The sequence below is a fragment of the Calothrix sp. CBUCES-K 9914 genome, assembly GCF_059640475.1.
The window spans coordinates 1-13075 of record NZ_JBXXZH010000250.1 but is presented as its reverse complement, the minus strand read 5'-3'; the positions used below and the strand labels follow the sequence as shown (position 1 = coordinate 13075).

General features: G+C 37.3%; 13 protein-coding genes. 9 read left to right on the top strand and 4 right to left on the bottom strand.

Features of this window, described 5'->3' with window-relative positions; translation table 11 throughout:
* Positions 1 to 601: LysR family transcriptional regulator (locus AC2JBO_RS35990; protein WP_496958432.1), on the bottom strand; the 601-nt coding region annotated here is incomplete at its 3' end.
* A 933-nt stretch (positions 602 to 1534) separates the two neighbouring features.
* Here AC2JBO_RS35990 and AC2JBO_RS35985 point away from each other — a divergent pair.
* On the top strand, positions 1535 to 1915 hold the full coding sequence (locus AC2JBO_RS35985) for an AbrB family transcriptional regulator (protein WP_496958433.1): 381 nt from the start codon (positions 1535 to 1537) through the stop codon (positions 1913 to 1915).
* A gap of 298 nt (positions 1916 to 2213) precedes the next feature.
* On the opposite strand, the gene AC2JBO_RS35980 is transcribed toward AC2JBO_RS35985, so the two are convergent.
* From AC2JBO_RS35980 to AC2JBO_RS35970, 3 genes are all read right to left on the bottom strand, one after another.
* Complete coding sequence (locus tag AC2JBO_RS35980; protein WP_496958431.1) at positions 2214 to 2687, bottom strand: hypothetical protein; 474 nt, start codon at positions 2685 to 2687, stop codon at positions 2214 to 2216.
* A 157-nt stretch (positions 2688 to 2844) separates the two neighbouring features.
* Entirely contained in the window at positions 2845 to 2979 is a 135-nt protein-coding gene (locus AC2JBO_RS35975) for a hypothetical protein (protein ID WP_496958430.1), read from the bottom strand.
* 119 nt (positions 2980 to 3098) lie between these two features.
* Positions 3099 to 4355 carry a CHAT domain-containing protein gene (locus tag AC2JBO_RS35970; protein WP_496958429.1) on the bottom strand — a complete coding sequence of 419 codons (1257 nt, stop codon included), beginning with the start codon at positions 4353 to 4355 and terminating at the stop codon, positions 3099 to 3101.
* A gap of 80 nt (positions 4356 to 4435) precedes the next feature.
* Between AC2JBO_RS35970 and AC2JBO_RS35965 the strand changes: the two genes are divergently transcribed.
* The 8 genes from AC2JBO_RS35965 to AC2JBO_RS35930 all read left to right on the top strand — a co-directional run.
* Positions 4436 to 5083 (top strand): transposase, encoded by a 648-nt coding sequence (locus tag AC2JBO_RS35965; protein ID WP_496958428.1) that lies wholly within the window; start codon positions 4436 to 4438, stop codon positions 5081 to 5083.
* 128 nt (positions 5084 to 5211) lie between these two features.
* Complete coding sequence (locus tag AC2JBO_RS35960; protein WP_496958427.1) at positions 5212 to 5577, top strand: transposase family protein; 366 nt, start codon at positions 5212 to 5214, stop codon at positions 5575 to 5577.
* Between the two features lie 225 nt (positions 5578 to 5802).
* Positions 5803 to 6492 carry a CHAT domain-containing protein gene (locus AC2JBO_RS35955; RefSeq protein WP_496958426.1) on the top strand — a complete coding sequence of 230 codons (690 nt, stop codon included), beginning with the start codon at positions 5803 to 5805 and terminating at the stop codon, positions 6490 to 6492.
* 458 nt (positions 6493 to 6950) lie between these two features.
* Positions 6951 to 8084 carry a DUF4351 domain-containing protein gene (locus tag AC2JBO_RS35950; protein WP_496958425.1) on the top strand — a complete coding sequence of 378 codons (1134 nt, stop codon included), beginning with the start codon at positions 6951 to 6953 and terminating at the stop codon, positions 8082 to 8084.
* A 162-nt stretch (positions 8085 to 8246) separates the two neighbouring features.
* A complete protein-coding gene (locus AC2JBO_RS35945) occupies positions 8247 to 8408 on the top strand; it encodes a hypothetical protein (RefSeq protein ID WP_496958424.1) in 162 nt (53 codons plus the stop codon).
* Between the two features lie 799 nt (positions 8409 to 9207).
* Entirely contained in the window at positions 9208 to 10521 is a 1314-nt protein-coding gene (locus tag AC2JBO_RS35940; RefSeq protein ID WP_496958423.1) for a hypothetical protein, read from the top strand.
* A complete protein-coding gene (locus tag AC2JBO_RS35935; RefSeq protein WP_496958422.1) occupies positions 10522 to 11808 on the top strand; it encodes a DUF1822 family protein in 1287 nt (428 codons plus the stop codon).
* Between the two features lie 246 nt (positions 11809 to 12054).
* A partial coding sequence (locus AC2JBO_RS35930; RefSeq protein WP_496958421.1) for a tetratricopeptide repeat protein occupies positions 12055 to 13075 on the top strand: 1021 nt, incomplete at its 3' end.

Sequence of the window (13075 nt, the reverse complement as noted above, 5' to 3'; positions counted from 1 at the left end):
TAATAAAAGCTTCATTAGCAAGACGAGCAAGCGTGATATTCTTTTCTTTTGCTAACAGATGGTGTGTTGATGCTACCACTACTAAATCATCTTGAAAAAATTGATGACTCTCCACTTCAATACACTTCGGTAATTCGCTGACTATATATAAATCATCCAGATTATTTGCCATCCGTTCCGCAATACCACTGTGGTTAGCCAATTTCAGCGAAACTTCTATTTCTGGATAACGTTGAGTAAATTCCCCCAATGTAAAAGGGATAATATACTTTGTCGTCGTCAACCCCGATAACCGCAACGTACCTTGTTTTAAACTTTGTAAGTCAGCTAATCTATCCTCAAATCTATTCATCGATTGGAATATTTTGTCACATGTCGCTATCAACTCTTTGCCTGCTGTACTTGGAGTAATAGTCTTGCCTAGCTTTTCAAACAAAGTTAAACCAAGTGTTTGAGCTAATTTCTTCACCTGCATACAAACTGCCGGTTGAGATAAAAACAATTCTTGACCCGCGCGAGTAAAACTACCAAATTTTACAACTGTGCAAAAAATCTTTAGCTGATATAACGTTGCTTGGTCAAGCATTAATTCCTGTCGCATAATTACCTTTACTCTTTACCGAGTTTTGATTTGAATATTCTCTAGCTGGAAACACACTAATTCACTCATAAATTACCTACATTAGCCATCGCAAATTTAGAACAAAAGCACCATGTAGTATTAAATCTGAAGTCGGTTGACTACTCGATTCTTCTAGTTTTGTAAAGAAACTTAAGATTTTCTTTACTTTTCTAGCTACGTTGTAACATGATAGTTCAACAGTTAATATCGATTATTTACATTTCGTAACATTCCCAAAAATTTCAACGTAGGGTGCGTGACGCTACTAAAATTTTGAAACGAAGCGCGTTATGAGTAGCGTCACGCACCTTACTATCGAATGTTGCTTACTTAACGTATTAATGGTGCGTGAAATAGCACCATTCCACCTCAATACTGCTCGGTTAAGAAAATTTGATAAACCACAAACCTTGTAGAGACGCGTTCACGAAGTGTACCGCAGGTAAATTTCGCGTCTCTACATCTACGAAATCATTACAATCTACCCTTAACCGAGCAGTATTGTTTTCACTCCTCCTTACTCTAAGCCCTAGCCCTTACAGTAGGGCGGCGCCAACGGGCACACGCTCCTCCCAAGGAGACTGGATGCAGCCTACGTGAACGAGAATGCTGACGTGAACGGTTAAATATCCTGAGTACTCCAGCAAAAAAACAGGTGACGAAAGTACGACTGATTATTGCCATAAAAGAAACATCCTCTATACAATAAAAATAATTCCATCAAAATCTAAATTAATTTTGTAACTGAACTGTATCAATATGGCGAAAACAAAAGTAACGAAGTCTTCTGAGCATAAGGCATCAGCTAAAAAAACTAAACAAAGTAAACCCTCTGTTCAGGAGCCAGCAGCGAAGAAGACCAAACAAAGTAAACCCTCTGTTCAGGAGCCAGCAGCTAAAAAAGCTGAACAAATTAAGCCTTTAGAAGGTAAGGCATTAATCGAAAAAGTCAAAGAAATGTCAAATAGCAGCAAAGAAGAAAAAGCTAAAGCGTGCGGCTACTATAACCTTACCAAAGACGGTGTAGAGCGAGTTAACATGATGAAATTCCTCAACGCTCTACTTGATGCAGAAGAGATATCATTTGATACCCGTCCGGACGAGCAGGGTCGCGGACGTAGCGCTAGCTACCGAATTGCAGTGCAGTCTAACGGCAATTTGCTAATAGGTTCTGCTTACACAAAACAATTAGGCTTAAAGCCAGGGGATGAATTCACCATCAATATAGGTAGAAAACACATCAAGTTGGTAGCAATTTCGGAGCAAGGAAATCAAGACGAGCTAGCCGCTTAAGAGCCAATATAAATCTACGATTTGGGGGCGCCGAAAAAATTGTAGGCTGCGTGAAAGCTATTACAATTCATCAATATTACGTATATTAAAGTGCTTTCACGCACCATCTAATCGCAAAGGCGCCTACCATAACCTATATTAGAAAGAACCTATTCCTGTTGCATGGCACATTCTCTCAGGCGCAAGTTGTAAAAAAAATCTAGTAATTATACATACATTGATGTATAAATCATAATGTTACATATAACGGTTCCCATTCAAATAAAGTGCATAATAACGGGCAGGGATGCCATTGGCGTCAAGTTAAGGCTGGCGCCCAAATGTCAAGCGACCTTTGGGCATTAGTCCTATGTCGCCTGCGAACAGCTTTAACAAGACCCATTGACCGATGATGTTCTATGAGCCAAGGTATAAGTTGTAACTCTGGATTTTGTAATTGCGCGCGATTGAAAAAATACAAACTGCGGAAAACCATTTCAACAGAAATTTGTTCTAGAGGCTGTTGTAAAGCAATGGCGACATCGGCACATAAGTCATTGAGTACGGCGTAAAAAATCCATGTCGCATAGATTTGCATTTTAATGCCATTAACTCCACCAACCCAAAGATATGACAAACCCAGTAAACGTTTTGTGAGTAAAAACGCATCTTCAATACGCCAACGACGACGATATAAATCACAGGTTTCCTGTGCAGAAAGTAGCTCCGGGTCGAGAATATTCGTTAAGTAACGATACCAAGTCTTGCCCCACAAAACTGAGACTAAACGCATCTGATGTTTACAGGGGTTGGTATGATGTAACCCCATTTGAATAATTTCATCTTTATAATGCGAACTGCGTGAAAGTGTACGAATTACGTTGTATCTTACTTTTTACGAATGACGGGTAAGAACATATTTCCCTGCCTCTGTCAAAGCATCAAACCATTCAAATCCATAAAAAGAACGTTCCCGGACTAAGCAGTTGAAACAAACGTGACTCAATTTCTTCGCTTGGTGGCGCCGGTACCGTTACACGATACCGAAAATCTGGATTTCCTGGTTTTTTGCGTGGTTTACTCATAGCTTTTCTCGCACCCTGTGTTGAGTTTAACCATATCTGGCGCCACGCTTGACAAGGCTCCATTTTTCTTAACTTGACGCCAATGGCATCCTTGCCCATTCCACAACATAAAGTAAAATTTATAATGTATCGCCCGTAAAAGTAAAGCCAGCCCAATCAAAAGGTGATGGGTATTTTTTCTTCGTTGTTAACATTGCTTGTTGTAATGCTTGAGTTTTATCTGGATTGGTCTTAAGATTTTTGTAGAATTCTGTCATTAATAGTGCTGTTGAACTATCATTAACATCCCATAAGCTTGATATTACACTCTTGGCGCCTGCTGTCATAAACGCGCGTTCTAGACCAATTACGCCATCACCTGTAATTTTTCCTAATCCTGTTTCGCAAGCACTTAAAACTACTAATTCCGCGTTTAGCTTCAAACTTGAAATTTCTTCAACTGTTAGCAAACCATTATCGTTGCCCGATGGCGCCAGAGGAATAGTTATTGATTCTTGAATATTCAATGATGAAGTTGCTAAATGTATTATTTTAGCTTTAGGCATTCGTTCTGTGACAGCAACTTTAGAAGCTTGTTTACCTGTAAGTGCTATGGTGTTAAAAATATTTGCGATAGCCTTTGCTTCTTGCTCTGCACCTGGTAATGGTGGTAAGGAACGCGGTGGTTCTCCTGGTTTCACAGAGATACTTGTAGTTTCAGGATTCCCAACAATTAAAATATCTTGTGTTTTTGCTTGTTTTTGTCGCTTTGAGTGCAGTAAATCTAATATTTGAATTGAGGGAGAAGTGGAAATTGCGTGCTTTTCTATTAAATATTGACCTTTTGCGTCTTGTAATGCTGCAAAGGGGAGGAGAAATAAGGCGCCTTGAGGAATGAAAATGACTTTATCGCTCTTCTGAATGGGCAATGAATCTGCTACAGGTTCAATTAATAATTTATGTAGTGTTTGTAGCTTTTTGTATTGACCATCTTCTGATTTTTTTATTTGTATAGTACCAATACCCTTATTACGGGTGCCAATTGCTTCACGACTACTTTTAACTAACTCTGTCAAAGATGTTTTTTGTTGCCACAACGGTTTTAAATCAACTTGACTAAACTTAATTTCTCCTGTTGGCTTGATTACCCATATGTATAATTCAGATTCTTTAGTTTCTTGTTTACCGTTAACTGTTGAGTTGTCGTATAATATTGAAAATTGTACTAGTGTTGCGTTTTGTTGTTTGGCTGTTTGCTTAATTTGGGCGATAGTTGGTGAAGTGGCGCCTGTATTAGGATTATTATCGCTTGAAGTGTTTGTTACTTCGATTAACGCGCGTCCCCTACTGCGTTCGGAAATGACTAGCGCATCTTCATATTTGTTCTGGGATACCAAATTCTGTATTAAGTAGACATCTCCAAAATAGTAATATTTTATGGTAAAAGAATATTGTAGACGTTTTTGAGTGCTAATACATGGGTTCTATCATAAGCCATATTGAAGAGAATCCTCAAGATACACAACGCTTAATTGGTCTTGGGTATCCTGAACTACAACAGTTAATTGAAAATGCGGAACGATTACACGACTCTAAACAAGCTTTAATAGAATCACAAAAAACTAGAATAATTGCTAGTGGCGGTGGTCGTAAAACAATAATGTCAGTGCGAGAGCAGATAATTTTAACTTTGGTTTATCTTAGACATATGACCACCTTTCAACTTTTGGGTATCCAATTTGGAGTAAGTGAATCAACGGCTAACTCTACGTTTAATTATTGGTTGCCGTTGCTGAGAGATTTACTACCATCTAGCTTGCTTGAACAGGTAAAAAAAAATGAATCAGATTATGAAATTGTCAAAGAAATACTTACTGAATACCAATTAACTGTTGATAGCTACGAACAAGTCAGGGAAAGACCTGGCGACAATAAAGAGCAGGAAAAATATTATTCTGGGAGTAAAACTAATCATACTTTTAAAACTCAAGTTATTATCATTCCCGATGGTCGAGATTTTGTTGATGTTGTAGCTGGTGTTCCAGGTCGAGTACATGACATCACATTGTTTCGAGAAAATCGTGACCTAACAATTCGCAATTCGCAAGTCGCAATTCGCAATTGAAAATGCGAATTGGGATAGAATCATTGATTAATTGCCTTGGGGGATACAAAGCCCCCACCATACCGCAGGTTGGTGGCACCCAAACAGTGATGGGTACAAGCCCTCACTGTTTGTCTTAATTGCGTTTCATGTCCCTATACCGGGAAATTGCGAACTGCGAATTGCGAATTGGAGGTGACAGTTTTGACCAAGAACAAAAATTCAAAGGTGATTTAGGCTATAAAGGAGAAGAATTAATTGACACTCCAATTAAAAAACCAAAAAATAAAAAATTAACGCCTGAACAAAAAGAGAGTAATAAGTTGTTTGCTGCAAAACGAGTATTCGTTGAACATCGTATTCGCTCGGTTAAGATATTCCGAGTTGCGGCTGAAAGATTTAGGTTAAATCCTAAAAAATATGAACAGGTAATTTTGACTATTTTCGGACTAGTAAGATTACGAATTGGGGCGCTAATATTACCATCAGAAATATCTACTATATTATCAGATTAAAAATAATGCATACAACTATATATTTTTGCCTCTTTTTCAATAGTAAATATCTCAAAGCCTTATTATAACGTCAAAGTAGCTGATTTCAAATGTTTGCATTTGCAGCCTGTAAGCTAGTTGTATAAAGGCTTTGATAGTTATTGGAGATGTCTATTCTTTCTTCGCCTTTTATTCCTTACTCCCCTTCTTATTTGCCATCATTACAAGTATTAGCGCACAGTAATAATGCAAGAAAAGCAGAAGCAGATATTAACTCGTCAACAAAAACAGCGTCTTGGTGTGGGTCGCTCAATTCCACAAAATGCTGTGGTTGTGGGTAATCCTATCATGCCAGAATATTCGGTTAAATATGGCGAACCACCTAAGCAATTAAAACCTCTACCTGGTTCAGAACGGGAAGCGAAAGCTATTGCACCTTTACTTAATACTCAAGCTTTGATTGGTAGTCAAGCTACTGAAACTGCTATTAAAGCCAAACTTTCCCAAGCTGGAGTCATTCATTTTGCCACCCACGGTTTATTTGATAACTTCCAAGGTTTGCAAAGTTCGATTGCCCTGGCGCCTTCTACCAAGGATGATGGTTTTTTAACTGCCGAGGAAATTCTTGACCTGAAATTAAATGCTGATTTAGTTGTTTTAAGCGCTTGTAATACAGGTAGAGGAAAAATTACTGGTGATGGGGTAATTGGTTTATCTCGTTCTTTGTTTATTGCGGGTACTCCCAGTGTGCTTGTATCGCTTTGGGCTGTTCCTGATGCTCCTACAGCGGAACTGATGACAGAATTTTATCAAAATTTGTATCAAAGGAAGCTTGATAAGGCACAGGCTTTACGTCAAGCAATGTTGAAGATGAATAAACGATATCCTAATAGTCCTAGAAATTGGGCTGCGTTTACCTTGACTGGGGAAGCTTAGTGAGGAATATAAACCTTTATGGTCATAGTAAAAGCCCTCACTATGAACAATTAACCCTGACTACAACGAAATAATTGTTTCACTGGCAAAATCGCCTCTATGACGCAGATGCAAGGTTATTTCTGTATCAAGTCTCTTTAAAAAAGTTAGAAGCTTTCCCTCACGCTCTTTGTAGAGACCTTACATGTTCGGTCTCTACATTTTTGGCACATATACTTTTTAGCGTAGGTTGGGTTGAGGCGCCGTTACTTTAATTATTCTCTCTATATACAGATTTCTGCCATTGCTTAAAAACTTAATTCAAAATCACTATTTATTTTTAAATACCAGATATTAAATTTTTTATAAAGCCATCATAAAATCTTAAAAATAAAACATTTTGTAAAGCATATAAGTACAAAAAGTCTATCCGATAGTATATTGGAATCAATCAAAAGAACCTTAGTGCATTTCTACAAATGACTAATAATCGCGAAAGAAATAATCCAGAAACAAGCTCTTCAACTGACGAGAAAACCAAAAATCCACCGACTAAATATGACTCCCCGTGGAAAGACATAATCGAAATATATTTTAAAGATTTCATGCTATTCTTTTTTCCTGCTGCCCATGAACAAATTGATTGGACAAAAAAGATAGAATTTTTGGATAAGGAGCTTCAGGAAATTACAAAGGATGCGGAAATAGGGCGACGTTATGCCGACAAGTTAATCAAAGTACACTTAAAAAATGGCAAAGAAGAATGGGTATTAGTCCATATCGAAGTACAATCGCAAGAAGAAGATGATTTTGCGATGCGAATGTATATCTATAATTATCGTATCTTCGATAAATATAAGAAAAACGTAGCATCTTTGGCGGTTCTAGGTGACGCAAAGGAAAGTTGGCGCCCTTTCAGTTTCGGCTACAATTTATTTGGTTGTTCGTTAAACTTTGAGTTTCCAATTGTAAAATTGATAGACTATCAAGAAAGACTAGCTCAACTGGAAAACGACAGTAACCCATTTGCTACAGTAGTGTTAGCGCACTTGGCAGCACTAAACACTACCCAAGACCGCAGCGCGCGTAAAGTGCAGAAGCTAGCTTTGGTAAGAAGACTGTATGAGAAAGGGTTCGACGAGCAGCAAGTAATAAATTTATTAGCTTTCGTAGACTGGATGCTAACTCTACCACCAGATATTGAAGCAGAGTTTAAACTAGATGTAAAACAACTGGAGGCAGGACGACAAATGAAATATGTAACTACTTTTGAGCGAGATGCTAGGCAAGAGCAAGCTTTACTAATGGTAACACAGTTGCTTAATCGCCGTGATGGTAATGTTGATGAGGCAACTTTGGAGCGCATACGTTCTTTATCCACTGAAGAGTTAGAAGCATTAAATCAGGAATTGCTTGATTCTACGTCGAGCAGTAGTAAGCAGCAAATATTATCACTGGTAACACGACAACTTAATCGCCGTTTAGGTAATATTGATGAGGCAACTTTGGAGCGTGTGCGTTCAATATCTGTTGAAGAGTTAGATGCATTAGGTGAGGCATTACTTGATTTTACATCAGTTACTGATTTAAATAACTGGTTATCACGTGGGTAATAAGGTTAATGGCGCCTGCAGTGTATGCAAGGCGTCTATGAACCAAGATGACAGATTTCAAAGCGAATCAAAGAGGTCGCGGAAATTGCCAACTTTACTGTTGCTGAAAATCGCAGTTATCAAGCGAGTTTGAAGGTTTACCGAGATTGGTATGCCATTGAGATGACAGCGCGCTCAGAAGCAAGGCAGCAAGGACGAGAAGAAGGAGCAAAACAGAAAGCAATTTCTATCGTGCGCTCACTGCTTGGCATTTTAGATATAGAAACTATTAGCCAAACTACAGGTTTTAGCATGGCAGAGATTGAACAATTACAACAACAATAAACATGTGGTTTGCACTGTTTGTTGATAATCCTCAATCATCTGTAGAAATTGTGGCAAATTAACTCTAATTAGCTGAGTTACAAAATTAATGAAGGCACCGCAAGAGTCGATAATAATTCTATCATTGGCGCCAAAGAAAGCACTCAAGCCACCTACTGGTTCGTGTGTTCTTTATTTTTCCTAGGGCACAAAGAGACACTTAACCGGGAGCAAGAAAACCGTAGCAGGGTTTTGCCCAGCTACGTAAACGCATAATTGCTACCTCACATAATGTAGATATCTTCGATTTGAGCGTAAATTATGCATTTTCCATAAGCTTGAGGTGCAAAAATATGTATCAGCAACAGTGCTGGTGCTTACCGTTACGGTATGGTAGGGTGTGTGACACCACGGGAAAAATCCACTCAATATGAAGGGACTTGTAGCGTCACGCACTATTTCTCGTGTTGGTGCGTCAAAGCAGATTATTTTTCGTTTGATTACAGATTGTAATAGCTTTGACGCACCCTACCAACGTTCGTGTCATAAAATTGGGTGGGTCATTTGCAACGGTGTCACTCCTGTAACGGATAAGTTACTGGTTACAAACAAAATTTAGTTGTTTAATATTAACCATCCGTTACATCCGTTCATAATCCGTTGCGTAAGTTCTGCATTTTTGCATAAGCTTGAGGTGCAAAAGATATGTGTAAGTAGCAGTCTATGTAAGGCGCCTATGAATTAAGAAAAATAATCAATCTATTTATCTTCTCTCCGCAAAAAGGTAATATTTTACTCAAATATAGTAAATTTCCTTAAAATGGGCGTTTTATTAAAGTACTGTAGGCGAGTTGTGGTTGATGGTTTTGCCAATCGTCAAATTATAGAACAGGCGCCGAATCAAGCTTTCCTTCAACAAAGGTTTGGTCTATTAGACGACACTCAAGAGGTGTCTCAACAAATTCAAAGTCAAATTATGCAGTGCTTACGGCAAAACATCAACTCAACTGATGCAGAATCTTGTTTACGCTGCTTTGTGTCTCACCAAGTTGAGTACTTATGTTTGCAATTGGAGCAAAGGTTTGGTAAACAATATGATTTTACCAGTGCTGAGTTGCTACCGTATGTTCTCGATAGTGTTAGGGAAGGTGTTATTTATAATTCCTCGTCGCTCATTACCCGCGTTTTGGATACATTCGACCCAAGTAAGGGTAGTTTATCAACTTGGACTATTAGGGTATTTAAGGGTAATCCTGATATTAATCGTATTTTACGTGAACATGGCATCGAGCAGGTTACTAACTGGATGATTCTTAGCTATATGAAACCTGGGCGCCTACAATCAATTTTAACTGAACAACACACCGAAACGGAAGTTAACAAAGCATTACAGTTACTTGAGAGTTTTCACGAAGTTTACTGTACTCAACTTTGGCAACAGCGAAAAGCTGGAACTCGCAGTCGATATCCAGAACCAACATTAGAACAGTTATCACAGATAGCTAATAAATTAGTGCCAACCACAACACCAGAGGAGGTGCTTGAGCAATTGCAAAATCTTGGTAATTTCCTCAGACAGGAACGTCTTCGTCCAACTAAAACAGATATTAAAACCAAACCTACTAAACGCAAAGGCAATGATAGTTCAAATGATTTTACTAGTACTCCACAATTCGATGCTTGTTTTACAGGCGCCGTCAAACAGGTTATAGAAGCTCGTATAATCTATTTACAAGGGAAAAAGACTAGCAAATCTCAGCAAAAAGCAGAGAATTTTATCAAAGCATTAGATTTATTTCATTGTCAAGGAGTGCCGATGAAAGAAATTGCCCCCCAATTAGATTTATTAGACCAACCTGCTGTTAGTCGTCTGCTAGAATTGAACAGCTTACGCAGCGATATTGCCAACGCTATTTTAAAATGTTTACAATCATATATTTTAGAATACGCTAAATCTCGCTATAGTCCAGATTCTCTAAAAGAGATAGAAGAAAAAGTTAAAGCTACTTTAGGATTGGATATTCAAGCCTTAATTGAAGAGGCAAAAAAAGAAGCAAATGATGGTAAAACTAAAGTTAAAAGTAGTAGGTTAGCAATAAAAATTTGTAGTTATTTAGATAATAGGAAGATTTGAATGAGTTATACTGATGATTTAGATTGTTTTTTGGATGATTACTTTGGGTCAGTCCCTACTGAAACAATAGATTTAGATGCAGAACAAGTTGAGCAAGCTTTAGAATTTAGTAATAAGGCAATTCATCGACAGCGACAAGTTTATCTTCATGCTTTAGCAAAGTTTGGTTTTGCTGAATGGTTAAAAAAACGCCAACCATCACTTTTTAATCAGGACTTGACGTTATTGCAACCTGCGAATAGTGGTATCATTGATGCTGTTTGTAATGTTCATGTTAATAATTTTAAGCTTTGTTTGATTCCAACGATATCATTTAGCGATGACGAAATTACTATTCCGTGCGCGGTTGTTGACTTACCAGAGTTTGCACATCATTTTTATGTAATTATTGCTATCGATGAGGAGTTGGATGTTATAGGAATTAAATGCTTTATGCGGTATGATGAATTAAGCAATCACCGCGCGCAGTTACAGCCACAAATCGATTGGACGTATCAACTGTCTCTAGCCAATTTTAGCCAAGACCCAAACGAACTATTATTATATTTACAACATCTGGCGCCGGATGCAATTCCTTTATCAGAAGTTACTAGTCGTAAAAATACCCTTATCTCAATACAACAAGAATTATTACATATATTACCACAAATTGGAAATCGCTCTTTATGGCAAGCCTTAACTTGGCGCCAGGGTAAAGCAGTTTTAACAACACCAGAACTACTGAGATGGCTAGATGCTGAAGACACAGCACATAAATCAACTCATTTATCAGATTTGTTACAAATTTTAACTCAACAAGTGATAGATGCTAGAGACTGGTTGAGTAATCAATTTAATGATGCAGTACAAACCCTGACTTGGCAAGTTAGACCTTTAGCTTCGGCATTTCGAGGTGAAATACGAGAACTTACTGAAATTATTACAAAAATTAGCCAACAAAATAATCTAGAAATTTCTAGGACAGCTTCTTACGTATGTCAATACATATTAAATACTCCTTTACAAATACATATAGTCACTTGGCCATTAAACAGTGATGAATGGGCTTTGCTACTAATCTTAACATCTACTAATTATCAATTAGATTCAGAATACAATTTAAGAGTCAGTGACCAAAATACCATTTTAGCTTCAGAAACATTGCTCCAGAATAGTCAAGACCAATGTGTATATACATTAGTAGTGGGTAATCATCAAGATATCTTTGTAGCAACAATTACATCATCACTGGGAGAGACTCATGTTTTACCCCCGTTTAAGTTTACTGGTAACGGTAACACTCCGTAACGGATGAGTTATTGGTGTTGTACCAATTTTGTGTGAAGCTGCACAGAAATCACTCTACCTTCTAACCCTCTTTTCCCTCTTTGTGTCCTTTGTGTCTTTGTGGTTACTAAAAAAATAAACCACAAAGAAAGATAAGAAAGTAACTTTTGCTATTTAAAAAATTTATGACAAGCTTTCAATTAAAAGTTAAACAAATCGCATCAAATTGTAACTTCGAGCTAACTTATTGAGTATCAACAGGAGTTTTTGAACCTCGCACGACAAATTAATAGTCGTGAAGCTGAAGGGGTTGCTTTAAGTAATTTTGGCGCCATTTATTTTTATCTTGGTGATTATACAACAACGCTTCAATATCTTGAGCAGAGTTTAGAAATTGCAAGAGAACTTAAAGATTCTCAAAGAGAAGGGCAAATACTTGGTAATATAGGGAATACTTACCTTGAACTTGGTGACTATAACAAGGCAATAGCACAATTTGAGCAAGTTTTAGTGATTTCAAGGAACATAGGAGATAAACAAAGCGAAGGAGCTACATTAAGTAACTTAGGTCTAGCTTACAATAGTTTAGGCACCTATGCAAAAGCAATAGAGTCTCATCAGCAGTATTTACAAATTGCTAGGCAAATAGGAGACAAACAAGGTGAGGGAATAGCGTTAGGTAATATTGGTATTGCTCATTTTAATCAGGGAGAATATCCGAAAGCAATAGATTTTTATAAACAAGCTTTGGCAATTGCAAAGAATATAAAAGACAGTCGCACCATGTCAGAAGTTTTATATAATTTAGGAACAGCATATTACAAAGCTGGTAATCTGAATTTAGCTTCAAAACATCTATCAGAAGGGATAAAGGTTTTAGAAACTCTTCGAGAAGGTTTAAATGACCGAAATAAAGTTTCTATATTTGAAACACAGACAAATACGTATAAAGCATTACAACAAGTACTAATTGCACAAAATCAAATAGAAAAAGCATTAGAAGTTAGCGAAAGTAGTCGCGCTAGAGCATTCGTTGACTTACTTGCAAGTAAAAACGAAGTAAATTTAACTAAAACTCCAACAATTCAGCAGGTACAACAAATTGCTAAATCTCAAAATGCGACTTTAGTACAATACTCAATTATCAATGATTTTTTTCAAGTTAATAAACAACCATCATTAAAAGAGTCATACTTATACATGTGGGTAGTTAAGCCGAATGGTGAAGTTATATTTCGTAAAAAAGATTTAAAACCTTTATGGCAGCAACAAAATACTTCATTGAAAG